Source organism: Sphingobium tyrosinilyticum (genome assembly GCF_042654265.1).
Taxonomy (GTDB): domain Bacteria; phylum Pseudomonadota; class Alphaproteobacteria; order Sphingomonadales; family Sphingomonadaceae; genus Sphingobium; species Sphingobium tyrosinilyticum.
This window is the reverse complement of sequence record NZ_JBHSFZ010000001.1, coordinates 58,035-79,799: the sequence shown is the minus strand read 5'-3', so window position 1 is coordinate 79,799 and position 21,765 is coordinate 58,035. Positions and strand designations below refer to the sequence as shown.

Here is a 21,765-nt window from a genome sequence, read left to right as displayed (position 1 = left end):
GAGAGACGTGGCCGAAGCTGATCCCTCTGCCAGCCTGACCCTGCCCAGCGACCGCTATTTCAACCGGGAGCTGTCCTGGCTGGCCTTCAACCAGCGGGTGCTGGAGGAAGCGATGAACCGCGAGCATCCGCTGCTGGAGCGGCTGCGCTTCCTGTCGATTTCGGGCGCGAATCTTGACGAATTTTTCAGCGTGCGCGTGGCGGGCCTGAAGGGGCAGCAGTTGCAGGACGTCGACATGCGCTCCGCCGATGGGTTGACGCCAGCGCAGCAGCTTGGCGCGATCGCGGAGGAGACCGCGCGGTTGATGGGCGCTCAGCAGAAGGTCTGGGGCGCGCTGCATGGTGAACTTGCGAAGGTCGGCATCGAGGTCATCGGCCCGTCCAGCCCGATGGATGCGGCCAACGAGACATGGCTGCGCGACCATTTCCTGAGCCAGGTCTTCCCGATCCTCACGCCCCAAGCGCTTGACCCGGCGCATCCGTTCCCCTTCATTCCCAACCAGGGGCTCTCGATCGTCTTCGATCTGGAGCGGCTGTCGGACAAGCAGCCGATCCGCGAACTGGTGATGATCCCGTCTTCGCTCGCTCGCTTCGTGCGGATACCGGGCGACCATGCGCGCTACATGGCGTTGGAGGCGGTGATCCGGCGCTTTTCCGCCGATCTCTTTCCCGGCTACCGCGTGCGCAACAGCGGGGTGTTCCGCATCATCCGCGACAGCGATATTGAGATCGAGGAAGAGGCGGAGGATCTGGTCCGCTATTTCCGCAGCGCCATCAAGCGCCGCCGCCGGGGCCGCGTGATCCGGATGGAGATAGAGGAGCGCATTCCCGAGCCGGTCGAGGAAATGCTGCAGGACATGCTCCAGGGGCATGAGGCGATTATCGCCGAGGTGGAGGGCTTTGTCGGCATCGGCGACCTGTCCGGCGTGGTGGATGAGGACCGGCCGGACCTGAAGTTCGAACCCTATGCGCCGCGATTTCCTGAACGAATCCGCGAATATGGCGGGGATTGCTTTGCCGCGATCCGGGCGAAGGACATTGTCGTCCATCACCCCTATGAAGCGTTCGACGTTGTCGTTTCGTTCCTGAAACAAGCCGCATCCGACCCCGATGTCGTCGCGATCAAGCAGACGCTCTATCGCGCGGGCAAGCAGTCGGCGATCATCCGCGCGCTGATCGACGCGGCGGAGGCGGGTAAGTCGGTGACGGCAGTGGTCGAGTTGAAGGCGCGGTTCGACGAGGAACAGAACCTCATGTGGGCCGACGCGCTGGAACGCGCGGGCGTGCAGGTTGTCTATGGCTTCATCGACTGGAAGACCCATGCCAAGGTGTCGATGGTCGTCCGCCGCGAAGGCGAGGCGTTCCGCACCTACTGTCATTTCGGCACGGGCAATTATCACCCGATCACCGCGCGCATCTATACCGATCTGAGCTTCTTCACCGCGGACCCGGCCTATGGCCGCGATGCGGCGGCGCTGTTCAACTACATCACCGGCTATGTCGAGCCGCAGGCGCTGGAAAAGCTGGTCATGTCGCCGCGCGACCTGCGTAATCGCCTGTGCGAGCTGATCGAGGCGGAGATCGTGCATGTTCGCGCGGGCCGGCCCGGCACCATCTGGGCCAAGATGAACTCGCTGGTCGATCCGGCAATCATCGAAAAGCTCTACGCCGCCAGCAATGCGGGGGTTCAGATCGACCTGATCGTACGCGGCATCTGCTGCCTGCGTCCAGGCGTGCCGGGCATGTCGGAGAATATTCGGGTGAAGTCGGTCGTCGGCCGGTTCCTGGAGCATAGCCGCATCACCGTGTTCGGCAATGGCAAGGCGCTGCCCAATAACGGTGCGAAGGTGTTCATCAGCTCGGCCGACTGGATGCCGAGGAACTTTGACCGCCGCGTTGAATTTCTGGCTCCTGTGGAAAACCCGACCGTGCACGACCAGATTCTGGACCAGGTGATGGTGGCGAATCTCATCGATACCGAGCAGAGCTGGGAGCTGGACAGCGATGGCCACTATGCCCGCGTGCGCGCAAGCGATCGCCCCTTCAATCTCCACCGCTATTTCATGACCAATCCGTCGCTGTCGGGCCGGGGTGCGGCGCTGGATAGCGAAGCCGTCCCGACGCTACGCCTGCGCGGGCGAGCCTGACCCGCATGAACTCCATGCTGAGCCAGGTGCGCGCCATCGCCGAGACGATGGCGACATCGCCAGAGCATGCCAATGCGCGCACGGCGATCATCGACATCGGCTCCAACAGCGTCCGCCTGGTGGTGTATGACGGACCCCGCCGCATTCCGTTCACCCTCTTCAATGAAAAGGTGATGGCGGGGCTGGGCGCGTCACTTGGCAAGACCGGCCGCATCGAGCCGGAGGCGATGGAGCGCGGGCTGCGCGCAGTGGGACGTTTCGCCCATCTCTGCCGCGAAATGGAGGTGCAGGACGTCCGCTGTGTCGCCACGGCCGCAGTGCGGGACGCGGCCAACGGCGAGGAGTTCATCCTGCGCGCGCGTGCGATGGGACTTAAGGTCGAGCTGCTTTCCGGGGCTCAGGAAGCGATCGCGGCGGCCCATGGCGTGCTGTCGGGCATTCCTGGGGCCAATGGCGTGGTGGGCGATCTGGGCGGCGGCAGCCTGGAGCTGGCACGGGTGCGCGATGGCGCTGTGCATGACACCATTTCGCTGCCGCTGGGCGTGCTGCGCCTGCCCCAGATCCGCGCGAAAGGCCCTGCCGTCCTGGAGCGGCAGGTGAAGAAGATGCTGGAGAAGGCGGGCTGGGTCGTCGAACCGGGCGTGCCCTTCTACCTTGTGGGCGGTTCCTGGCGCTCGCTTGCCCGCTTCGACATGCAGCTCACCCATTTCCCGCTGCCGGTGGTGCATCAATATGCGATGCCCGCGTCCCGGGCGGAGCAGTTGACGCGAATCGTGTCGCATGTCGGCCGCGCGCGATTGAAGGATATTCCGGCGATCACCGGGTCACGCGTTCCCACGCTGCCGGACGCCGCCGCGCTGCTGTCGGTTGTCGTGCGCCAACTGAAGTCGAGCGAACTGATCGTGTCCGCCTATGGCCTGCGCGAAGGGCTGTTGTTCGAGGATTTGCCGCCGGAGATTCGCGCGCACGATCCGCTGCTGGTCGCGGCCGAGGCGGAAGGGGAGGCGCAGGGGCGCTTCGTCGGCCATGGCGACATGATCGAACGCTGGATCGCATCGCTGTTCGAGGATGATGAACCATCCTGGCGACGCATCCGCAGGGCTGCTTGCCTGCTGGCCGATGTGGGCTGGCGCGCGAACCCTGATTTTCGAGCCGAACGCGGCGTCGAGATCGCGTTGCACAGCAATTGGGTTGGCATCACCGCGCCTGAACGGGCGATGCTGGCGCAGGCGCTGCATAGCAATTTCGGCGGCGGGGCTACGGTTCCGCCCGCCATTGAAGGGCTGGCATCGGCTGCCGCGCTCAAGCGGGCGACGCTTTGGGGCCTTGCGATCCGGCTCGGCCAGCGGCTTTCCGGCGGTGTCGAGGGGCCGTTGCTAGCCTCGAAGCTGGAGATGGTCGGCGATACGCTGGAGCTGCGGCTGCGGAATGTGGATGCAGACCTGTTCGGCGAGGCGGTCGAGCGGCGGCAGCGGCATCTGGCGCAGGCCATGGGCGTGAAGTATCGGCTGGCGTGGTGAGGCAACTACCTGCTTCCCTCCCGCCTGCGGGAGGGGAATGGCTTGAACAGCCCAAAACTTGCCCCCGCACCCATTAGGCCGTATGCGCGCGCGCATGAATAACAAGCACGCGCCCGATCCCGCACTCCTCGCCAAGGCTGAAACCCTCGTTGAGGCGTTGCCTTATATGCAGCGTTATGCAGGGCAGACCTTTGTGGTCAAATATGGCGGCCATGCCATGGGCGACCCGGAGGCGGCGCGTGATTTCGCCGAGGACGTGGTGCTCATGAAGGCGGTCGGCATCAATGTCGTCGTGATTCATGGCGGCGGCCCGCAAATTGGCGCGATGCTGAAGAAACTGGGCGTCGAATCGAAGTTCGTCGGTGGCCTTCGCGTGACCGACAAGGAGACGGCGCAGGTTGCGGAGATGGTTCTGGCCGGTTCGATCAACAAGGAGATCGTGGGCTGGATCGCTGGCGCGGGTGGCAAGGCTGTCGGCATTTCCGGCAAGGACGGTGGCCTGGTCCTGTGCGAGAAGGTGCTGGGCAAGCGGGAGGCGGACCCCAATTCGGGGATTGAGCGCAATGTCGATCTGGGCTTTGTCGGCGATCCGGTGAAGGTCGATCGCTCTATCCTCGATACGCTCTCGCAAAGCGGCATCATTCCGGTGGTCGCGCCGGTGGGCATTGGTGCGGATGGACATACTTATAATGTCAATGCGGACACGATGGCGGGCGCGATTGCGGCCGAGCTTCAGGCTTCGCGCTTCTTCCTGCTGACCGATGTGGCCGGTGTGCTCGACAAGCAGGGGCAGCTGCTGACTGACCTCGATCCCGCGGCAATCCGGGTGCTGCAAGAGGATGGCACGATCAGCGGCGGGATGATCCCCAAGCTCGAAACCTGCGTGAAGGCTGTGGAAGGCGGAGTGGACGCCGCCGTCATCCTGGACGGCCGGGTTCCCCATGCTATGCTGCTGGAAATCTTCACGAAGCGCGGTGCGGGCACTTTAGTGCGCCGGTAAGTCATACGCTGCCGGTTGTTCTCTCCCTCGTCATCCCAGCGAAAGCTGGATCTTGCAAGGCGAGGCTGCGCCCGGGCAGAGGAGATGCCAGCTTTCGCTGGCATGACGAGGGGAAAGGCGCTGGAATCCTGCGCTAAGCCTTGTCGTGCGCCGTCCCCCTCGGCTAGAGCATCGGCAGTCAATTCGGAGACCGCATGGCCTACGCCTTCTATCAGATCATCGTCATCCTGCTCGATGTGCTGTGGTGGATCATCATCATCCAGGCGATCATGAGCTGGCTGATCGCCTTCAACGTCATCAACACCTCAAGCGATGTGGTCCGCACCGTCATAGTTGCGCTCGATCGCATGACGGCGCCAATCTACAATCCGATCCGGCGGGTGATGCCCGATCTGGGCGCGCTGGACCTGTCGCCCATGGTCGTGCTGCTGGCCATCCTGATCATCCGCCAGGCCATATTGCCGCCGCTCTTCGGGCTGGTGTGAGCGTCTGGCGGCAGGACGGCAACGACCTGCTGCTTTCCGTCCGCCTGACGCCCGGTGCCGCGCGGGAGGAGTTGGGTGGACGGTGGACGGACGAGAAGGGCGCTGACTGGCTGGGCGCGCGCGTCCGCGCTGTCCCCGAAAAGGGCAAGGCGAACGCGGCGCTGATTGCGCTGCTCGCCAAGGAACTGGATTGGCCGCGGAGCGCGATTTCGCTGGAATCGGGCGACAGCAACCGGCTAAAGCGGCTGCGGATCAAGGGCGGCGGTGAAGCGTTGGCGCTGGAGCATTTCCAAGTCAGATTGAACCGTCTGACGGCTCAGGAAATGCGGCGATGATGGCTTTACGGCTTTCCACCATCATCAAGGGACGGGTTGAGGCAGCATGACCATCGGCAAGATCATCGACGGCAAGGCTTTCGCCGCCACGCTGCGGGGCAAGGTGGCGGACGGCGTCGCTGCCTTCGTCAAAAGCGCCGGCCGCAAGCCGGGATTGGCCGTGGTGCTGGTGGGCGAGGACCCGGCCAGTTCCGTCTATGTCCGCAACAAGGGCAAGATGACGGTCGAGGCGGGCATGGAAAGCCTGGAGTTCAAGCTGCCTGCCAGCATCGGCGAGGAAGAGCTGCTGGACCTGGTCGAGGAACTGAACGCGGACGACCGGGTGGATGGCATCCTCGTCCAGCTGCCGCTGCCCGGCCATATCGATGAAGCCGCGGTCATCGGCGCGGTTGACCCGACCAAGGACGTGGACGGCTTCCATGTCGTCAATTCCGGTCGTCTGGCGACCGGGCAGGAGGCGCTGGTGCCCTGCACGCCGCTGGGCTGCGTCATGCTGTTGAAGGATGAGTTGGGCGATTTGACGGGCATGGAGGCGGTGGTTGTCGGCCGCTCCAACATCGTGGGGAAGCCCATGGCGCAGCTGCTGCTGGCGGAAAATTGCACGGTCACCATCGCGCACAGCCGGACGCGCGATCTGGCTTCGGTCGTGCACCGGGCCGACATTGTGGTGGCGGCGGTCGGCCGCGCCGAAATGGTGAAGGGCGAATGGATCAAGCCCGGCGCCACGGTGATCGACGTTGGCATCAACCGCGTGACCGACACGGAAGATGGCAAGAGCCGGATCGTTGGCGACGTCGCCACGGCCGAGGCGCTGGCCCATGTCCGGGCGATCACGCCGGTGCCGGGCGGAGTAGGGCCGATGACGATCGCGGTGCTGCTGCGCAATACGCTGGTCGCGGCGCATGCGCGCGCTGGGTTGGCGAAGCCGGAGGGATTGTGAAGGCAGCGCGGGCGGCTCTGATCGCGGCCAGCCTGTTGGGGCTGGTGGCCGCGCGGCCGCCGATGCGGTATCAGCCGGACCCGAGTTCGGTCTTTGCGGCCGAGATCGCTTTCAATCGCCTGGCGCGGGACAAGGGGCAGTGGACTGCCTTCCGCGAAACGGCGGCTGACGATGCGGTGATGTTCGTGCCGCAGCGCGTGATGGCGAAACAGTGGCTGAAAGGACGGACCGATCCGCCCAAGCCGGTGAGCTGGACGCCGTCCGTCATCCATGTATCCTGCGATGGCAACCTTGCCGCCAGCACCGGCAACTGGCGGCGGCCGGACGGCTCCGTCGGCTATTTCACGACCATTTGGCGGCGCGAAAAGAATGGCGCGTGGAAATGGGTGCTGGATCATGGCGACACGCTGGCCGCGCCGCGGGAAGCGCCGGAGTTTCTGGTGGGGAAGGTGGCGACATGCAAGCGGCGGGAGCCGGGGCTCGGCGCTCGCCCCGCGCCCGGAGCGAAGACACCAGCGCCGCCCGCCGATGACAGCCTGATCTGGACCGCCGATGTTGCGGCCGCTGGCAGCCGCCATGTCAGGGTGCGCGCATGGAATGGCAGCGGCTATGATGTGGTGATCGATGACAAGGTAGCGGCGCCGGGCGCATGATCGAGCTGTTCATCTCCGCCTTCGTGACTCTGTTCGTCGTCATTGATCCGCCGGGCTGCGCGCCGATCTATGCCAGCCTGACGACCGGCGCGAGCCACGCGCAGCGGCGTGTCATGGCGATCCGCGCAGTGGGCATCGCGGCAGTGATCCTGCTGATCTTCGCGCTGTGGGGGAAGCAGCTGCTGGGCGTGCTCGGCATCGCGCTCGACAGTTTCCGCATTGCGGGCGGCATCATGCTGTTCATCATCGCGATGGACATGGTGTTCGAGAAGCGCACCCAGCGGCGCGAGGATCGGGCGCACAAGATCGCCGAGACGCCGGAAGTGGAGGATGTCTCGGTCTTTCCCATGGCGATGCCGATGATCGCGGGGCCAGGATCGATCGCGACGGTGATGCTGTTGATGTCGCAGGCCGATGGCATCAGCGAACGGTTGGTCGTGATGGGCGCGGTCGTGGTGACGCTGGCGCTGATGCTTGGGTCGCTGCTGGCGGCGGGGCCGATCATGGCGCTACTGGGCAGCAAGATCGAGGCGGTGATAACCCGGCTGCTCGGCGTGCTGCTGGCCGCGCTCGCGGCGCAGTTCGTGATCGATGGGTTGAAGGCGAGTTTTTAACCCGCGGTTGGACGAAGTCGAGAAACCGCTTCCGCGGCATCTCGGCTTCGCTCGAAGCGAACGGGGATTTTAAGCCCGGACGTCATTCTCCGTTACCGGCGCGATCTTGATTTCGACGCGGCGGTTGCTTGCCTTGCCCTCGGCGCTTTCGTTGGAGGCGATCGGCTGGGTCTCGCCAAATCCGCGCGTCGCGATGCGGGCCGACTGGACGCCGTGGGTGGTAAGGTAATCCGCCACGGACTGCGCGCGGCGTTCCGACAGGGTCTGGTTATAAGCGTCGGACCCGTCGCTGTCCGTGTGGCCGTACACGTCGATATAGGTTTTGGGATATTGGGCCAGGACAGACGACACATCGTCCAGCGTCGGCCGGAACTGCGTTTGAACGGCGGCGCTGTCGGTGGTGAAGGTGATGCCGGACGGCATGCGAAGCACCAGATTGTCACCGTCGCGGATCACATCAACGCCGCTGCCAGCGGTTTCCTCACGCAGCTTGCGTTCCTGTGCGTCCATATAGGCGCCGATGCCTGCGCCCGCGACCGCGCCGATGCCCGCGCCGAGGATCTTCTCGGTCCGGTCGCGCCGCCCGCCGACCAGGTCGCCCAGCAGATAGCCGCCCAGCGCGCCGCCGATGCCGCCGATCGCCGCCTTCGAAATCTGCCGCTGCCCGGTGTTGGGGTCGGTCGTGCACGCCGTCGTCGCTAGCATCGCGGCCAAGCCTGCCGCGCCCATCATGCGATGAGAAATCCGCATAGATTCAATTCCCTTATTATCGTGCGCCCGAAAGGATCGGATGCACTACCCAATGGTCGAGCGCCGTCCTTTGTTCCACAAGCGAACTGAACCCCGTGTGATGCGGCGGTTGTGAAATTGTAAGAAACAAGGTTATAGGGCGTAGCTGACCGCCATGGCCACGATCCCCCCGCACGCTCCGACGCCCTTTCCTTGGGCAGATCTTGTCATCATCCTGGCGTTGGTGGCGCTGAACGGCGTCTTCGCCATGTCGGAACTGGCGATCGTCTCCGCCCGCCGCCCACGACTTCAGGCGATGGAGAAGGCGGGGCGGCGCGGGGCGCAGACCGCGCTGGCGCTCGCGAGCGATCCTGGCAAGTTCCTCTCGACCGTGCAGATCGGCATTACCCTTATCGGTATCGTCGCGGGTGCCTATTCGGGCGCGAGCCTGGGCGGGCCGGTGGGCGAACGGCTGCAGGGGCTGGGCCTGTCACCTAGCGGCGCGGCCAATCTCGGCTTTGCGCTGGTGATCGGCCTCACCACCTATGCTTCGTTGATCGTCGGGGAGTTGGTGCCCAAGCAATTCGCCCTACGCGCGCCCGAACCCATTGCGGCGCTGGTGGCGACGCCGATGCTGTGGCTGTCGAGGCTGACTGCGCCGATTGTCTGGGTGCTGGACGGATCGAGCGCGCTCATCTTCCGCCTGTTGCGGATGACACGCGAATCCGAGAGCCATGTGACGGCAGAGGAACTGCACCTGATCGTCGCCGAGGCGAGCCGATCGGGGGTGATCGAGGAGAGCGAGCGCGCGATCATCTCTGGCGTTGTCCGTCTCGCCGACCGGCCGGTACGCGAAGTGATGACCCCGCGCATGGACGTCGATTGGATCGACATCAGCGCCGACGACGAAACGATCCGCGCCCGATTGCTCGAAACGCCGCACACCAGACTGCCTGTGGGCCGCGGAACGGTTGAAGATATTATCGGCGTCGTCCAGGCGCGCGACATCATGACCGCGCTGTTCCGGGGAGATCGGCTCAACCTTGAAGCCCTGATGCGCCGGGTGGAGGTCGTCCCCGATCAGGTCGATGCGATGGATGTGCTGGAAGTGCTGCGCCGTGCCGATGTGCCCATGGTCATGGTTCATGACGAATATGGCCATTTCGAAGGCATCGCCACGCCCGCAGACCTGCTGTCCGCGATCGCGGGCCATTTCGCGTCGGATCGGGACGCCCATGATGAGCCCGATGTTGTCGAGCGCGAGGATGGCAGCTTGCTGGTGTCGGGGCAGATGCCGGTGGACCTGCTGGCGGACCGGATTGGGATCGACCTGCCGGAAGGGCGGGATTATGCGACCGTCGCCGGTCACGCTCTCTGGTTGCTCAAGCGATTGCCCGAGGTGGGCGATTTTATCGATGACCAGGGATGGCGGTTCGAGATCGTCGATATGGACGGGCGGAAGATCGACAAGCTGCTGGTGGCGGAGCGGTGACCACGCTGCCTGGCGATGCACCGGGCAACAATGGCAGCGCTATCCAAGCGCTAGAGCATCTCGTCCAGCAAGCCCTGTCCGGGCTGAACACCTCGCTGACGATTATCGGCCTGTGTGGCGCGCAAGGAAGCGGCAAATCCACGCTGGCACGCGCACTGAAGGAGCGTTTCGATCGAAACGGCGTGCCCACCGCGCTGCTGTCGATCGACGACCTTTATCGCACACGAGTTGAGCGTGAGATGCTCGGCCGCGCCAGCCACCCGCTGTTGCGCACGCGCGGGGTGCCGGGAACGCATGATATAGACCTTGGCCTTGGGATCATCGCGTCATTGGAGCGTGGGGAGGCGGCACCGTTGCCCCGGTTTGACAAGGCTGCCGACGATCGATTGCCGGACAGCGCGTGGGAAGAAGCAGCGCCCGGCACTCGGCTGCTGCTGTTGGAAGGCTGGTGCGTAGGCGCCCGCCCCCAATCAGAGGCAGACTTGGCTTCCCCCGTGAATCAGTTGGAGCGAGAAGAAGACGCAGAGGGCATCTGGCGTCATTTCGTAAACAGCGCATTGGCGGGCAGCTATCAGGCGCTGTTTGCCCGCATCGACCGGCTTGTTTTTCTCGCTGCACCAAGCTTTGATGTGGTCTTGCGCTGGCGGAATGAGCAAGAAGAAGAATTACGCGGCCGCGCGCCTTCACCAGGCGTCATGTCTGGTAAAGAAATTGCCCGCTTCATCCAGCATTATGAACGGCTGACTCGTCATATGCTTGATGACCTTCCCCGCTGGGCTGACATGGTCATAGAATTGGCGGAGGACCGGTCCGTCATAGCTATTCGCAATCGCGGCGGTTTGCTCTGAATTTGTCGTTCCGCAGGTTGGCGTGAGGCGTCTTTCCCTACTGCCGCATCAGGCGCTCAGAACAGGCTTCGACAGGTCAGCTCGAGCGATTCTTATTCACGGCTGCATGCTGTAAACGCAAGGGGCGCGGCAATCAGTGCCGCGCCCCTTTAGTTTCGGTGAAAGCCTGTTACTTGCCAGCAGCGGCCGGGCCGGTGGCGGGTGCGGCGTTGGCTGGGGCCTTGCCCGCGACGCTTTCCGCTGCATTGGTCGCGTTGCTTGCGGCTTCAGCGGGCGTGGCGCTCGCTTCCGCCGGTGCGGCGTCGGCGGCGGGCAGGGGCAGGTTCGAGCCCTGCGTGTTCAGCCAGGCGATGAGGTTGGCGCGGTCGGCGGGGTTGCCGAGGCCCGCGAAGGTCATCTTGGTGCCCGGCGCGAACTCACGCGGGCTGGTCAGCCAGTGATCCAGCGCCTCGAACGTCCAGTTGCCGCCCTTGCTCTTGAGCGCGTCGGAGAAGGCGAAGCCGCCCTTGCCCTGACCGATGCCCTCGCCAACGGTGGCGTAGAGGTTCGGACCGATGCCGTTGGCGCCGCCCTGGTTCACGGTGTGGCAGGCGGCGCACTTGGCGAACACCTTCTCACCGGCGGCCACATCGGCGCTGGCAAGCAGGGTGTTGAGGCCCGGACCAGCAGCTGCGCCGCCTTCGCCCTCGGCTTCCACGCCTTCGATCGCATAGCCCATCTTCTCAGGGCGTTCGTCATGGAAATATTTGGAGCTGACGATTCCGCCGCCCAGCGCAACGATCCCCGCAAACAACGCCCAGCCTGCAACGGTGTTGAAACGATCGGCCATTTCGCTTGGATTCCCTTGAATTTTGTTCTGGCGGCTTGGTTTCCGCGCCCCCTTTAGCGCGCTGCCATAATGGCGCAAGAGCGAACGCGCAAGCATGGTTGAACGCCCTGACGCCCGCTTTTGCAGGAGCGCTGCCCTGCGCATGCTTGCGCGCGTGCGAAGGAGTGCCTAAGCGCGCTCGCACCGATGGAAAACTATCCCGCCCCCGCCCGCGTCATCGTCGCGGACCTGGCCGCGAAGGCGGCAGCCGATCCCTCGCGCGCGATCGCCTATCAAGGCGCGCCAGGCGCCAATTCGCATCTGGCGGCGTTGGATTACGCGCCCGATTGCGTGCCGCTGCCCTGCTTCGCCTTTGAAGATGCGATCGATGCGGTGCGCAATGGGCAGGCCGCGCGGGCGATCATCCCGATCGAAAACAGCCTGCATGGCCGGGTCGCCGACATGCATTTCCTGCTGCCCGAATCGGGGCTGCACATCATCGACGAATATTTCCTGCGCATCCGGCACTGCCTGATGGCGATCGATGACGCGCCGGTCAAAAGCGCGATGAGCCACCCGCAGGCGCTGGGCCAGTGCCGCCACTATCTGCGTGAGCGGGGCATCCAGCCGGTGGCTTATGCCGATACCGCAGGCGCGGCCGCTCTGGTCGCAGAATCAAAGAAGCCGGGGGAGGGTGCGGTCGCACCCTATCTCGCGGCGGAACTGTACGGCCTGAAGCTGGTGGCGGAGAATATCGAGGATAGCGACGACAATATGACGCGCTTCCTGGTGTTGTCGCGTGAGCCCAAGATGCCGGAACCCGGCGTCGGTCCGGTGATGACGACCTTCCTGTTCGAGGTGAAGAATGTGCCCGCTGCGCTTTACAAGGCGATGGGCGGCTTTGCGACCAACGGCGTCAACATGACCAAGCTGGAAAGCTATCAGCGCGGGGCGAGCTTCGCCGCGACCGAGTTTTTCTGCGACATCGAAGGGATGCCCGGTGATCCGGCGATCGACCGGGCGCTGGCGGAACTGGAGTTCCACAGCAAATGGGTGCGGATGCTGGGCAGCTATCGGCAGGCGCGGCCGCGCACTTGACGCGCCGATGGGGTGACGGGACGCGCCGCGCTCCTTATAGTTGGCGGTGATGGCCGCCGCGCTCCTCCTTTCTGCTCTCGCCATGAGCGCCATCGTGGGCGTGCGTTATCTGCTGACCAGCGGCGGCTTCGCGCTGGCGACGCATGTGCGCCAGCCCGGGCTTTACGCGCATCTTGGGGACCAGGTCAGGCGGGAGATCGGCTGGTCGCTGGCGTCCGCGCTGATCTATGGCATTCCGGCAGGTATTATAGCCTGGGGCTGGCAAGCGCAGGGGTGGACGCGAATCTACACGGACGTTCATGCCTTTCCGCTCTGGTATCTGCCGGTATCGGTGCTGCTCTATCTCGCGGCGCATGACAGTTGGTTTTACTGGACCCATCGCTGGATGCACCGGCCTCGCCTGTTCCGCATAGCTCACGCCGTCCATCATGCGAGCCGCCCGCCCACGGCCTGGGCGGCGATGAGCTTTCATCCCTGGGAAGCGCTGACGGGGGCGCTCGTCATTCCGGCGCTCGTCTTGCTGATCCCCATTCATGTCGGCGCATTGGGCGCGGTGCTGGCGATCATGACTGTCATGGGCGTGTCGAACCATATGGGGTGGGAGATGTTTCCGCGCTGGCTGGTGCAGGGGCCGGCCGGGCGCTGGTTGATCACGGCCAGCCATCATCAACGGCATCATGAGCTTTATAGCTGCAATTACGGCCTTTATTTCCGTGTATGGGACCGCCTGTGCGGGACCGATCGGGGGTTGGGCGACTTTGAAAAGGGGCGCGCATGAGGGCGAGATTGCTGTTTTTGGTTGCGATGTTGGTAACCCTGCCGGGCGCTGCTCCGGACAATCAGCCGCAGCCGCTCAGCATGGGCGTGCGCGACTTGCGATCGGGCAAGGGCAACCTGCTCGTCTGCATTACGCGCTCGCCAGCCTATTTCCCCGATTGCAGCCATGATCCTGACAAGCGGCACCTGACGGTCCCAGTGGCGTCAGGGGCGATCCCGTTGGGAGAGGTGGCGCCCGGCGACTATGCCATCGCCATCATCCACGACGAAAATGGCAATGGAAAGCTGGATACGTTCGCAGGCATCCCGCGCGAAGGCGTCGGCTTTTCCCGCAATCCCGCCATCCGCTTCGGCGCGCCCAGCTTCCGTTCCGCGCAGTTCCCGGTGGCGGGATCAGCGGTCAGGCAGGAAATAAAGATCAAATATTTCCTCTGATTGCCCCGAACTGGAACCGTAATGGCAGCGAAACATTCTAGGCTGCTGACTATTTCGTGGAACAGGGGATTTATGAACCATCGTCAAATTCTCGCTGCAGGGATAGCTTTCGTCGCCCTGAGCGCCGTTCATCCTGCCTTTGCTCAAGTAGAAGACAGCAATGTCCTCACCGTAGGTGTCGGTGCAGCAGTCATTCCCAGCTACGAGGGGTCGGACGACTATCGGGTGATCCCGGTTCCTCAACTGCGCGGGAAGGTCAGCGATTTCGCCTTCTGGACGCGCGGGCCCAGCCTCTACATCGACGCCATTCCCAATCGGGGCGAGGGCATAGATTTCCAGCTGGGGCCGGTCGCTGGCGTGCGCTTCGACCGATCCAGCCGCAAGAGCATCAAGGACGCCGCTGTCCGCGCGCTAGGGGAGCGGGACGTGGCGGTGGAAGTGGGCGGCTTTGTCGGGATCGGCAAGACCGGCGTCCTGACCAGCGATTATGACAATCTGTCCGTCCGCGTCGCTATCACCAAGGATGTAGTGGGCGCGCATGACAGCTATGTCGTCACCCCGGCGATCGAATATTTCGCGCCGCTATCGACGCGCAGCTTCGTCGGCCTTGGCGTGTCGGCCGATTATGTCGGCAAGAAATATGGCCGCTATTATTATGATGTCGATGCCGCCGGGGCGCTGGCGTCGGGGCTCCCCGCCTATTCGGCGGCGGGCGATAGCTCCGGCTTTAAGAAGGTCGGCGTGAACCTGACTGGCGGTTTGTCCCTGTCGGGCGACCTGCGCAAGGGCTGGGCCCTGTTCGCGCTGGGCGGCTATTCGCGCATGTTGGGCGACTATGCGGACTCGCCCGTGGTCAGCATCGCGGGATCGAAGAATCAATGGATGGGCGCGGTGGGCGTCGGCTATACCTTCTGATCTTGTGCGGACAGGGTGACGCCCCACATAAGGCGCTGTATGGAGGCGGCACCCAACCGCATGAAGGCAGGAGACGAAGACAGTGGCGACCCTTGGACTGAGTGATGGCGACAAGGAGGCGGTGGAGGCATTCCGCCGTGACGTGGTGGACCCGTCGCGCACCAGCCTCGTCATCGTCGATTTCTGGGCCGAATGGTGCGGCCCCTGCAAGCAGCTGACCCCCGTGATCGAGAAGGTCTGCGCCGACTATGCGCCCAAGGGCGTGAAGCTGGTGAAGATCAATGTCGATGAGAATAAGTTCATCGCCGCCCAATTCCGCGTGCAGTCGATCCCGACCGTCTATGCGGTGTTTCAAGGCCAGCCAGTCGCCGACTTGAGCCAGGCGCGGACCGAGGGACAGCTGAAGCAGTTTCTTGACCAGTTGCTTGCTCAGCTACCGATCGAATCGGATGAAAAGGCGCAGCTTCAGGAGATCGCGCCGCTGATCGAAATGGGCGAGGAAATGCTGGCGGGCGGCGAATATGATCGCGCGCTCTCTATATTTGAGCAGATTGGCGCGATGGCGCCGGACAATGCAGAGGTCGCCTCCGGCCATGCGCGGGCGCTGGTTGCGCTGGCGCGGCTGGACGAGGCTGAGGCGGTGCTGGATGCACTGCCCGCCGATGTGGCGAAGGATCAAGCGGTGGATCGCGCCCGCGCCGCCATCGCGCTCGCTCGCGACGCAAGGCCGGTGTCTGACCTGTCGGGCGTTGAAGCGAAGGTTGCGGCCAATCCCGACGATCATGAGGCGCGTTTCGAACTGGCGGGCGGGTTGATGGCCAATGGCGATCGCGACCGGGCGGCTGATGAACTTCTGGAGATCGTCCGCCGCGACCGCGCCTGGAATGACGGCGCGGCGCGCGCGCAATTGGTCAAGCTGTTCGAAGCCACGGGCCTTGAGGACCCTTGGGTCGCGGCGCAGCGCCGGAAATTGTCGCAAATCCTCTTTTCCTGACGGCTCCCCCAGTGAACCGCGCCCGCGTCTCCATCTTCCCTTTGTCGGGCGCGCTGCTGCTGCCGGGCATGGACCTGCCGCTGCATATATTCGAGCCGCGCTACAGGGCGCTGATCCACGACGCGATGGCGCGCGACCGCCGCATCGGCATGATCCAGCCGCGGGAGAAAGGGCCCAAGCCGCCGCTGTTCGACGTCGGCTGCCTGGGCCACATCAGCGAGATCGAAGCGCTGGAGGACGGCCGTTTTAACATCATCCTTAAGGGGCTGGCGCGCTTTCGCGTGATCCGCGAACTGGATGTCGCCACCGCCTTCCGCCAGATTGAGGCGGACGTCGAACAGGCGCCGGAGGATGAGGTGCTCCATGCCGTCGAACGCGCGGCGCTGGAGCAGGAGGCGCGGCGCTTTGCCGATGCGCTGGGCTATGTCGTCGATTGGACCGCCGTGTCGCGGCTGGACGATATGTCGCTCGTTAACGGCATCGCCCAGATCGCTCCGTTCGATCCCGCCGCCAAGCAGACGCTGCTGGAGGCGGACACGCTGAACGAGCGGTCGGAACGGATCATCCAGTTGATGCAGATCGTCGGCCGGATCGAGCGCAATGGCGGGGCGACGATGCAATGAGTGCGGCGCTGGACCCGTATCTCTTGTCCAAGCTCGTCTGCCCTGTGACGCGCACGCCGCTGCGTTGGAATGCGGAGCGGGATGAACTGGTGTCGGACGCGGCCGGTCTGGCCTTTCCGGTGCGCGACGGTGTGCCGGTGTTGGTGGTGCGCGAGGCGCGACCGCTTTAACTTTCGTCATCCCCGCTTTCGCTGGGGTGACGGTCTAGGGGTAGGATCGAAAAAAACCGGCCCGGCGAACCGGACCGGCCTTCCTTCGCGACCCGCAGGAGCTTTCAGAATTTAAAATCCAGTCGAGCGTAATAATAGCCGCCTGACGTGCTGTAGGGGCCGTGACCATAATAGCTGTTATAGGCGCCAGCGCCGTTCTGATAGGGCGACACGCCGACCGGCACTGTCACGCCCTGCAGCAGCTTGGGCACTTCGGGCCGCTTGTTGAACAGGTTGTTCGCTCCGACCGAAAATTTGACGAAGTCGGTGAAGTCGTAACCCACTTCCAGATCGGTGATCGCCGTCGCCTTGACCACGCCGTTGAAGTAGAGCTGGTTAGCGCCGCCTGCGCCATCGGCGATCAGGAAGCCGCCCTCCGGTATCACGATCGATCCACCCGCGGTGGACGTGAAGGCGGGACGCACCAGCACGCTGGTCTTGCCGTAGAAGGTTTCACGCAGGTTCAGCGAGAACTTGCCGCTCTTAAACAGGGCATTGGCCACAACCTTATAGTCAGGGTTGGATCGTTCGATATTGCTTTCCGACGCGGCGTTGAAGATCGGATAGCCGACCTTGTTGTCGGTGATCTTCGTCTTGTTGTAGTTGGCGGTCAGCGATAGGTTGAGCGAGCCGAAGTCCAGCGCGACCGGATAGGTGGCGGAGAAATCGATGCCCCAGGTGCGGGTGTCGATGCCGTTGGTGAAGCTCGACACACCGATCGTGCCGTTGGTGAAGAGCGCGCTATCAAGCACGATACCTGCGGCGCTGAGCGCGTTCAGGATGTCGGCTGCCCCCGGCTGAACCACGCCGTTCAGCACCGCGTTGCGCGCGGCCGTTCCGGTGATGCGGTCCTTGATCTTGATGAGGTAGCCATCGATCGTGATCGCCAGCTTCGGCACCGGCCGCAGCACGATACCAGCCGAGAAATTCTTCGACTTTTCCGGCTTCAAAGGACCAAAGCCGAGCAGCGCCGCGGCGGGTGTGCCGGCGGGCAACTGGGCGACGGCACTGGTCGGGCCGACATTGATGGTCGAATATTTCTGTTCGGCGAGAGTCGGTGCGCGGAAGCCTGTACTGACGGTGCCGCGGATCGCGATGGCGTCGGAGAGGTCATAGCGCGTCGTGGCTTTCCAGATCGCCGTATCGCCGAAGTCCGTATAATCTTCGTAGCGTCCGGCAAGATCGACGCTCCAGCCCTCAACCGGTTCAGCGATCAGGTTCAGATAGGCGGCCTTGGAGCTACGCTGGAAGTCGCCCGCGTCGGTCGCCTTGTAGCCAGGGAAGGATTGGACGCCGGTCTTATATGTCGAAACCGCGTCGCCCTGAAGGATCTCATATTCGTCCTTCCGATATTCGCCGCCAAAGGCCAGCGTTAGCGGGTTGGCCATCCCGACTTCGAATTCCTTGCGGATGTCGGTGGTGATGGTCGTTTGGGCCAGTTTGAAACCGCCGTCATAGGCGCTGCTGGGCGTAATGGCGCGGGCTACGCCGCCCGCTGCGAAGCTTTCCTGCCAGAGTTCGCGATGCGCGGACTGTTCGGTGTAGATGCTGTCCTTCTGTGCGCCGTAGGTGCCGCTGATGTCATAGTTCCAGCCCCCGCCGAACTCGCCCTTCGCGCCAATCGTGAAGCTATATTCGTCCTCGACCACATGCTGCAGCGGGACCATGCCCCATACGCCCGTATCGCTATAGCAGATGTTGGGATTATAGGGCGCGGTCGTTACGCTGCCGCCCAGATTGCCGGTTTCGTAGCAGATGCGCTTGGGATGGCGGTAACCTTGCCTTGCCCAGCCCTCGCGGCGGGCGTAATCGCCGAAGCTGTAAAGTTCGACGCCGCCAAAATCATAGCCCATATTGTAGAAGCCGAGCGTCAGCTTCGTGCGGGGCTGGCCGCCGTTGATGCCGGCCAGCGCATCGCCGGCCAGGTTCGACCATTGCGCGGGCGTGTTAGATTGCAGCGTGCCGTCGGCGCGCGTGATCTGCACCTGGCCGGTGCCCACCGTGGTATAGTCCTGTCGGCGGTGGAACAGCGTCAGGTTGAAGAAGCCGTCTTCGCCGAGCTTGAAGCCCATATTGCCGGAGGCGGAGAAAAGCTCCCCTTCGCTATCATAATATTGGCCGCCGGTGACCTTGAAGCTGCCGCCCTCATCTTCGTCCTTCAGGATGAAGTTGATGACGCCCGCGATCGCATCGGTGCCATAGACGGCGGCCGCGCCTTCCTGCAGCACTTCGACGCGGGCGACGGAATCCGGCGGGATGAGGTCGATGCTGGGCGCGGCCGAACCCTGGAACGCGCCCGAGATCACCTGAAGAATGCCGTTGCCATGACGCCGCTTGCCATTGACCAGCACCAGCGTGTGGTTGGGGCTAAGGCCGCGCAGGCGGGCGGACAGCGAGAAGCTGGAAAGGTCGGTGCCCTGCGTCTGCGCCGTGAAGCTGGGGACGATCTGGGTCAGCACCTGGTTTAGATTGGGCTGGCCCACATGGCTGATCGCCTCTTCGCTCAGCACCTGGACAGGGGCTGCGGCTTCGGCGGCCTGCATGCCGACCGCGCGGGTACCGGTGACGATGATCGCACCGCCGTCATCGGCCTGCGGCTCTTGCGGTGCTTCTTGCGCAATGGCGCAGGCGGACCATGAGGACGCCAGAATAAGAGAAAGTCGAAGAGCGGATAGTCGTTTCATCTATTGCCCCCTGATTGTTGATTTATCGTGCAGTGGGAAAGACGAAGGGCCGCGGATTAGCCGCTATTGCAGCGCACAATGAGCTGGTTGAGAAACGCGCAATTTGCCGGCGCATTTTGCATGCAGGGAGGATGGCGGATTTTCTGCCGCCATACGTCTGCTGGTTCTTCGTGGTAGAGTGGACTCAGGACGCCAGCGCCGCGTCGATCAGATCGCGACCTTCCTTGCTGTTCCAGTCGAGCGCCCCAACCACGCGGGCCATCTCCTTGCCTTGCGCGTCGTAGAGCACTGTCGTCGGCAGCATGCCGGTGGCATAGTGAAAGCCGAACTGATTTTCCGGGTCGATCCAGCCCTTAAGGTGGGGCAGCTCGTGCTTCTGGAAGAAAGCCTTCACCGCGCTCTCACCTTGGCTGTCCTGCGAGATGGTGAGCACGGCCAGCCCCTTGGCCCCATAATTCTTCGCGACCGCGTCCAGCGTCGGCATTTCCGCCACGCAGGGCGCGCACCAGGTTGCCCAGAGATTGACCAGCATCGGCTTGCCCACGAAATCCTTGAGCGTCGCATCCGCGCCGTCCGGTCCAGCAAAGGTAAAATCGGGGGCGGGGCTCCCCGCCTTCGATCGGTCGATCGTATAGCTGAATTCACCCTTGCCGCTTGTCGCAGGCTCCTTGGCCTCGCCGCTGGCCGCCGGGACTTCGGCGCTGCTATTTGCTTGACCTTGCCCCGGAGCCGGTGATTGCCTATCGCACGCGCCGAGGCCAGCCAGCAGGAGCAGTGTCATTACGCAGGGCAAGGAAGTTCGCACGGGGGACGGCTCCAACAGCATGTGGGGCGGGCGCTTTGCGGCCGGCCCGGCTTCGGTCATGCGCGAGATAAATGCCTCCATCCCATTCGACAAGCGATTGTGGAAGCAGGACATCGCCGGGTCCAAGGCGCATGTCGCGATGCTGGCCAAGCAAGGCATCGTCAGCGCGGAAGACGCGCAGGCGATCAGTGGCGGACTCGACACCATCGCGGCCGAATATGAAGCGAGCGGCGTGCCGGTGAATCTGGACCTGGAAGATATTCACATGGTCACGGAGTCGCGCCTTGCCGAACTGATCGGCCCGGCCGCCGGACGGCTGCATACGGCGCGCAGCCGCAACGATCAGGTGGCGACCGATTTTCGCCTGTGGGTGCGTGACGCCATCGACGAGGTGGAGGCGGGACTGGAGCAGTTGCAGCAGGCGCTGCTCGCCCGGGCTGAGGAGCATGACGATGCGGTGATGCCGGGCTTCACCCATCTCCAGTCGGCACAGCCGGTGACGTTGGGCCATCACCTGATGGCCTATCGTGAGATGGTCCGCCGCGACCGCAGCCGCTTTGCGGATGCGCGTGCGCGCCTCAACGAATGCCCGCTGGGCGCGGCGGCGCTGGCCGGGACGGGCTTCCCGATCGACCGCCACGCAACGGCGGCGGCCTTGGGCTTTGCCAAGCCGACCGACAACAGCCTGGACAGCGTGTCGGATCGCGACTTCGCGCTCGACTATCTGATGGCCGCGACCCAGTTGGCGCTGCACCTGTCGCGGTTGGCGGAGGAGTTCATCATCTGGGCAAGCCAGCCCTTCGGCTTCATCAAGCTGCCCGACGCCTATTCGACCGGCAGCTCGATCATGCCGCAGAAGCGCAATCCCGATGCCGCCGAACTGGTGCGGGGTCATGCAGGACGGATCATGGGCTGCATGAATGCGCTGTGCGTCACGATGAAGGGCCTGCCGCTTGCCTATTCGAAGGATATGCAGGACGATAAGCCCCCGGTGTTCGAAGCGCATGACCTGATCGGCCTATCGATCGCGGCGATGACCGGCATGATCGAGACGGTGACTTTCCGCACCGACCGCATGCGTGCGCTGGCGGAGAGCGGTTTTGCCACCGCCACGGACTTGGCCGACTGGCTGGTGCGGGAGGCGAACGTGCCTTTCCGCGAAGCCCATCATATCACCGGCCGTGCCGTCGCGGCGGCGGAAAGCGCGGGCACGCCGCTCGCCGACCTGCCGATCGAGACGTTGAAAGCCATTGACCCGCGCATCGATGAGCGCATCTATGCAGTGCTGACGGTCGATGCCTCGGTCGCCAGCCGCAAGAGCCATGGCGGCACCGCGCCCGATCAGGTGAGGGCGCGGATCGCGCAGGCGCGGAAGGAGAAGGCATGAGGATTAGCCTCGCCCGGGGACTGGCGCTTGGTGCATTGGCGCTCGCCCTGGCATCCTGTGGCGGCCGTCAGCCGTTGAAACCCGTCGCGGGGCAGAAGATGCCTGCCGTGCCGGTAGGCGCCGCCGCCGCGCCCACCGCGCAGCAACTCATGACCCCATCGACCCAGGCGCGGCCCGAGCGCAACGTCGAACTGCTCACCCAGTCGCAGCAGCGCAAGGATGATCCGTTCGACCTGCCGCCTGAAAGCCAGCCCCGATAAGACCCGCT

Annotated in this window: 23 protein-coding genes; 19 read left to right on the top strand and 4 right to left on the bottom strand. The window is 64.0% G+C overall.

Annotated elements, in window-relative coordinates; translation table 11 throughout:
- Nucleotides 1-7: 7 nt before the first annotated feature.
- The 8 genes from ACFO3E_RS00430 to ACFO3E_RS00395 all read left to right on the top strand — a co-directional run bounded on the left by ACFO3E_RS00430 (nucleotide 8) and on the right by ACFO3E_RS00395 (nucleotide 7,693).
- Entirely contained in the window at nucleotides 8-2,146 is a 2,139-nt protein-coding gene (locus ACFO3E_RS00430; RefSeq protein WP_380801698.1) for an RNA degradosome polyphosphate kinase, read from the top strand.
- A gap of 5 nt (nucleotides 2,147-2,151) precedes the next feature.
- Nucleotides 2,152-3,666 carry a Ppx/GppA phosphatase family protein gene (locus ACFO3E_RS00425; protein ID WP_380801696.1) on the top strand — a complete coding sequence of 505 codons (1,515 nt, stop codon included), beginning with the start codon at nucleotides 2,152-2,154 and terminating at the stop codon, nucleotides 3,664-3,666.
- A gap of 82 nt (nucleotides 3,667-3,748) precedes the next feature.
- Complete coding sequence (gene argB / locus ACFO3E_RS00420) at nucleotides 3,749-4,666, top strand: acetylglutamate kinase (RefSeq protein ID WP_066525003.1); 918 nt, start codon at nucleotides 3,749-3,751, stop codon at nucleotides 4,664-4,666.
- A 194-nt stretch (nucleotides 4,667-4,860) separates the two neighbouring features.
- Entirely contained in the window at nucleotides 4,861-5,151 is a 291-nt protein-coding gene (locus tag ACFO3E_RS00415) for a YggT family protein (protein WP_066525001.1), read from the top strand.
- Nucleotides 5,148-5,486 (top strand): DUF167 domain-containing protein, encoded by a 339-nt coding sequence (locus tag ACFO3E_RS00410; protein WP_066524995.1) that lies wholly within the window; start codon nucleotides 5,148-5,150, stop codon nucleotides 5,484-5,486. The genes ACFO3E_RS00415 and ACFO3E_RS00410 overlap by 4 nt, the downstream gene beginning before the upstream one ends.
- A gap of 46 nt (nucleotides 5,487-5,532) precedes the next feature.
- Nucleotides 5,533-6,426, top strand: a complete 894-nt coding sequence (gene folD, locus ACFO3E_RS00405) for a bifunctional methylenetetrahydrofolate dehydrogenase/methenyltetrahydrofolate cyclohydrolase FolD (protein WP_066524994.1) — start codon at nucleotides 5,533-5,535, stop codon at nucleotides 6,424-6,426.
- On the top strand, nucleotides 6,423-7,079 hold the full coding sequence (locus tag ACFO3E_RS00400) for a YybH family protein (RefSeq protein ID WP_380801693.1): 657 nt from the start codon (nucleotides 6,423-6,425) through the stop codon (nucleotides 7,077-7,079). Before folD ends, ACFO3E_RS00400 begins: the two co-directional genes overlap by 4 nt.
- Nucleotides 7,076-7,693, top strand: a complete 618-nt coding sequence (locus tag ACFO3E_RS00395; protein ID WP_066524992.1) for a MarC family protein — start codon at nucleotides 7,076-7,078, stop codon at nucleotides 7,691-7,693. The genes ACFO3E_RS00400 and ACFO3E_RS00395 overlap by 4 nt, the downstream gene beginning before the upstream one ends.
- Before the next feature lie 69 nt (nucleotides 7,694-7,762).
- Here the strand turns inward: ACFO3E_RS00395 and ACFO3E_RS00390 are convergent, their stop codons facing one another.
- Nucleotides 7,763-8,443: a YiaD family glycine zipper/OmpA-like lipoprotein gene (locus ACFO3E_RS00390; RefSeq protein ID WP_380801691.1), complete on the bottom strand. Its 681-nt coding sequence runs from the start codon at nucleotides 8,441-8,443 to the stop codon at nucleotides 7,763-7,765.
- 154 nt (nucleotides 8,444-8,597) lie between these two features.
- Between ACFO3E_RS00390 and ACFO3E_RS00385 the strand changes: the two genes are divergently transcribed.
- Nucleotides 8,598-9,914, top strand: a complete 1,317-nt coding sequence (locus ACFO3E_RS00385; protein ID WP_066524987.1) for a hemolysin family protein — start codon at nucleotides 8,598-8,600, stop codon at nucleotides 9,912-9,914.
- On the top strand, nucleotides 9,911-10,762 hold the full coding sequence (locus ACFO3E_RS00380; protein ID WP_380801689.1) for a kinase: 852 nt from the start codon (nucleotides 9,911-9,913) through the stop codon (nucleotides 10,760-10,762). The genes ACFO3E_RS00385 and ACFO3E_RS00380 overlap by 4 nt, the downstream gene beginning before the upstream one ends.
- A 169-nt stretch (nucleotides 10,763-10,931) precedes the next feature.
- On the opposite strand, the gene ACFO3E_RS00375 is transcribed toward ACFO3E_RS00380, so the two are convergent.
- Entirely contained in the window at nucleotides 10,932-11,591 is a 660-nt protein-coding gene (locus tag ACFO3E_RS00375; RefSeq protein WP_066528735.1) for a c-type cytochrome, read from the bottom strand.
- Nucleotides 11,592-11,777: 186 nt separating this feature from the next.
- Between ACFO3E_RS00375 and ACFO3E_RS00370 the strand changes: the two genes are divergently transcribed.
- The 7 genes from ACFO3E_RS00370 (at nucleotide 11,778) to ACFO3E_RS00340 (ending at nucleotide 16,582) form a co-directional block, all read left to right on the top strand.
- Complete coding sequence (locus tag ACFO3E_RS00370; protein WP_066528734.1) at nucleotides 11,778-12,668, top strand: prephenate dehydratase; 891 nt, start codon at nucleotides 11,778-11,780, stop codon at nucleotides 12,666-12,668.
- Nucleotides 12,669-12,717: 49 nt separating this feature from the next.
- Nucleotides 12,718-13,446, top strand: a complete 729-nt coding sequence (locus ACFO3E_RS00365) for a sterol desaturase family protein (protein WP_066528733.1) — start codon at nucleotides 12,718-12,720, stop codon at nucleotides 13,444-13,446.
- Nucleotides 13,443-13,880, top strand: coding sequence for a DUF2141 domain-containing protein (locus tag ACFO3E_RS00360; RefSeq protein ID WP_066524985.1), 438 nt, complete (start codon nucleotides 13,443-13,445; stop codon nucleotides 13,878-13,880). The genes ACFO3E_RS00365 and ACFO3E_RS00360 overlap by 4 nt, the downstream gene beginning before the upstream one ends.
- A gap of 72 nt (nucleotides 13,881-13,952) precedes the next feature.
- Nucleotides 13,953-14,795, top strand: a complete 843-nt coding sequence (locus tag ACFO3E_RS00355) for a MipA/OmpV family protein (RefSeq protein WP_380801686.1) — start codon at nucleotides 13,953-13,955, stop codon at nucleotides 14,793-14,795.
- 82 nt (nucleotides 14,796-14,877) lie between these two features.
- Nucleotides 14,878-15,789: a tetratricopeptide repeat protein gene (locus tag ACFO3E_RS00350; RefSeq protein ID WP_066524982.1), complete on the top strand. Its 912-nt coding sequence runs from the start codon at nucleotides 14,878-14,880 to the stop codon at nucleotides 15,787-15,789.
- An 11-nt stretch (nucleotides 15,790-15,800) separates the two neighbouring features.
- On the top strand, nucleotides 15,801-16,412 hold the full coding sequence (locus ACFO3E_RS00345) for an LON peptidase substrate-binding domain-containing protein (RefSeq protein ID WP_082919549.1): 612 nt from the start codon (nucleotides 15,801-15,803) through the stop codon (nucleotides 16,410-16,412).
- Nucleotides 16,409-16,582, top strand: coding sequence for a Trm112 family protein (locus tag ACFO3E_RS00340; protein WP_082919548.1), 174 nt, complete (start codon nucleotides 16,409-16,411; stop codon nucleotides 16,580-16,582). Before ACFO3E_RS00345 ends, ACFO3E_RS00340 begins: the two co-directional genes overlap by 4 nt.
- Before the next feature lie 104 nt (nucleotides 16,583-16,686).
- Here the strand turns inward: ACFO3E_RS00340 and ACFO3E_RS00335 are convergent, their stop codons facing one another.
- Both ACFO3E_RS00335 and ACFO3E_RS00330 read right to left on the bottom strand, forming a co-directional pair.
- Nucleotides 16,687-19,305 (bottom strand): TonB-dependent receptor plug domain-containing protein, encoded by a 2,619-nt coding sequence (locus tag ACFO3E_RS00335; protein WP_066524980.1) that lies wholly within the window; start codon nucleotides 19,303-19,305, stop codon nucleotides 16,687-16,689.
- Nucleotides 19,306-19,489: 184 nt separating this feature from the next.
- Nucleotides 19,490-20,086, bottom strand: coding sequence for a TlpA family protein disulfide reductase (locus ACFO3E_RS00330; protein WP_066524978.1), 597 nt, complete (start codon nucleotides 20,084-20,086; stop codon nucleotides 19,490-19,492).
- A gap of 43 nt (nucleotides 20,087-20,129) precedes the next feature.
- Here ACFO3E_RS00330 and argH point away from each other — a divergent pair, with 43 nt between their 5' ends.
- Together argH and ACFO3E_RS00320 are read left to right on the top strand one after the other, a co-directional pair.
- Nucleotides 20,130-21,497 carry an argininosuccinate lyase gene (argH, locus tag ACFO3E_RS00325; protein ID WP_066524977.1) on the top strand — a complete coding sequence of 456 codons (1,368 nt, stop codon included), beginning with the start codon at nucleotides 20,130-20,132 and terminating at the stop codon, nucleotides 21,495-21,497.
- Nucleotides 21,494-21,757: a hypothetical protein gene (locus tag ACFO3E_RS00320; RefSeq protein WP_066524970.1), complete on the top strand. Its 264-nt coding sequence runs from the start codon at nucleotides 21,494-21,496 to the stop codon at nucleotides 21,755-21,757. Before argH ends, ACFO3E_RS00320 begins: the two co-directional genes overlap by 4 nt.
- The last annotated feature ends 8 nt before the right edge of the window (nucleotides 21,758-21,765 follow it).

Excerpts from the sequence above, each read along its gene's own strand:
- ACFO3E_RS00395 (WP_066524992.1), top strand. The coding sequence starts at position 7,076 with ATGATCGAGCTGTTCATCTCCGCCTTCGTGACTCTGTTCGTCGTCATT.
- ACFO3E_RS00340 (WP_082919548.1), top strand. The coding sequence starts at position 16,409 with ATGAGTGCGGCGCTGGACCCGTATCTCTTGTCCAAGCTCGTCTGCCCT.
- ACFO3E_RS00375 (WP_066528735.1), bottom strand. The coding sequence starts at position 11,591 with ATGGCCGATCGTTTCAACACCGTTGCAGGCTGGGCGTTGTTTGCGGGG.
- ACFO3E_RS00335 (WP_066524980.1), bottom strand. The coding sequence starts at position 19,305 with ATGAAACGACTATCCGCTCTTCGACTTTCTCTTATTCTGGCGTCCTCA.
- ACFO3E_RS00355 (WP_380801686.1), top strand. The coding sequence starts at position 13,953 with ATGAACCATCGTCAAATTCTCGCTGCAGGGATAGCTTTCGTCGCCCTG.
- ACFO3E_RS00415 (WP_066525001.1), top strand. The coding sequence starts at position 4,861 with ATGGCCTACGCCTTCTATCAGATCATCGTCATCCTGCTCGATGTGCTG.
- ACFO3E_RS00360 (WP_066524985.1), top strand. The coding sequence starts at position 13,443 with ATGAGGGCGAGATTGCTGTTTTTGGTTGCGATGTTGGTAACCCTGCCG.
- ACFO3E_RS00425 (WP_380801696.1), top strand. The coding sequence starts at position 2,152 with ATGAACTCCATGCTGAGCCAGGTGCGCGCCATCGCCGAGACGATGGCG.
- argB (WP_066525003.1), top strand. The coding sequence starts at position 3,749 with ATGCGCGCGCGCATGAATAACAAGCACGCGCCCGATCCCGCACTCCTC.
- argH (WP_066524977.1), top strand. The coding sequence starts at position 20,130 with ATGTGGGGCGGGCGCTTTGCGGCCGGCCCGGCTTCGGTCATGCGCGAG.
- ACFO3E_RS00320 (WP_066524970.1), top strand. The coding sequence starts at position 21,494 with ATGAGGATTAGCCTCGCCCGGGGACTGGCGCTTGGTGCATTGGCGCTC.
- ACFO3E_RS00330 (WP_066524978.1), bottom strand. The coding sequence starts at position 20,086 with ATGACACTGCTCCTGCTGGCTGGCCTCGGCGCGTGCGATAGGCAATCA.
- folD (WP_066524994.1), top strand. The coding sequence starts at position 5,533 with ATGACCATCGGCAAGATCATCGACGGCAAGGCTTTCGCCGCCACGCTG.
- ACFO3E_RS00365 (WP_066528733.1), top strand. The coding sequence starts at position 12,718 with ATGGCCGCCGCGCTCCTCCTTTCTGCTCTCGCCATGAGCGCCATCGTG.
- ACFO3E_RS00370 (WP_066528734.1), top strand. The coding sequence starts at position 11,778 with ATGGAAAACTATCCCGCCCCCGCCCGCGTCATCGTCGCGGACCTGGCC.
- ACFO3E_RS00385 (WP_066524987.1), top strand. The coding sequence starts at position 8,598 with ATGGCCACGATCCCCCCGCACGCTCCGACGCCCTTTCCTTGGGCAGAT.
- ACFO3E_RS00390 (WP_380801691.1), bottom strand. The coding sequence starts at position 8,443 with ATGCGGATTTCTCATCGCATGATGGGCGCGGCAGGCTTGGCCGCGATG.